Annotated in this window: 5 tRNA genes and 1 rRNA gene; all 6 read left to right on the top strand. The window is 47.9% G+C overall.

What is annotated here, in order from left to right:
- Positions 1-38 precede the first annotated feature (38 nt).
- The 6 genes from AC1D0Y_RS29650 to AC1D0Y_RS29625 all read left to right on the top strand — a co-directional run bounded on the left by AC1D0Y_RS29650 (position 39) and on the right by AC1D0Y_RS29625 (position 692).
- A tRNA-Met gene (locus tag AC1D0Y_RS29650) sits at positions 39-115 on the top strand.
- A 20-nt stretch (positions 116-135) separates the two neighbouring features.
- Positions 136-251, top strand: a 5S ribosomal RNA gene (rrf, locus tag AC1D0Y_RS29645).
- A gap of 121 nt (positions 252-372) precedes the next feature.
- Positions 373-448 (top strand) — tRNA-Val (locus AC1D0Y_RS29640).
- 7 nt (positions 449-455) lie between these two features.
- Positions 456-528 (top strand) — tRNA-Lys (locus AC1D0Y_RS29635).
- Positions 529-537: 9 nt separating this feature from the next.
- A tRNA-Arg gene (locus AC1D0Y_RS29630) sits at positions 538-614 on the top strand.
- 4 nt (positions 615-618) lie between these two features.
- A tRNA-Pro gene (locus AC1D0Y_RS29625) sits at positions 619-692 on the top strand.

Raw genomic sequence — 692 nt, 5'->3', positions numbered from 1 at the left:
GGACATCGCTAGGCATTTTTATTTTGCTTTTTTATCATCGCGGGGTGGAGCAGTTCGGTAGCTCGTCGGGCTCATAACCCGAAGGTCGCAGGTTCAAATCCTGTCCCCGCAACCAACTAATTATTGAGATACAGGTCTGGTGGCGATAGCGAAGAGGTCACACCCGTTCCCATACCGAACACGGAAGTTAAGCTCTTTAGCGCCAATGGTAGTTGGGACTTTGTCCCTGTGAGAGTAGGACGTTGCCAGGCAATTCAATGATAAGTACCCTTATTAACCTCTTGTAAAAGAGCATAGGGGTTTTTTATTTGGAACATTCTATTATAAGTAATGAAAACAACGCTGTTTATAGCGCTTATATAGATTTTTTTTGGAGGATTAGCTCAGCTGGGAGAGCACCTGCCTTACAAGCAGGGGGTCGGCGGTTCGATCCCGTCATCCTCCACCATTTTTTCGAGCCATTAGCTCAGTTGGTAGAGCATCTGACTTTTAATCAGAGGGTCGAAGGTTCGAGTCCTTCATGGCTCATTTTAAKAAGCGCCCGTAGCTCAATTGGATAGAGCGTTTGACTACGGATCAAAAGGTTAGGGGTTCGACTCCTCTCGGGCGCGCCATAAACGGGAAGTAGCTCAGCTTGGTAGAGCACTTGGTTTGGGACCAAGGGGTCGCAGGTTCGAATCCTGTCTTCCCGA

The sequence above is a fragment of the Priestia sp. P1_B12_1 genome (assembly GCF_056406695.1).
The sequence above is the reverse complement of the archived record's forward strand: the minus strand, read 5'-3'. Positions and strand labels throughout refer to the sequence as shown.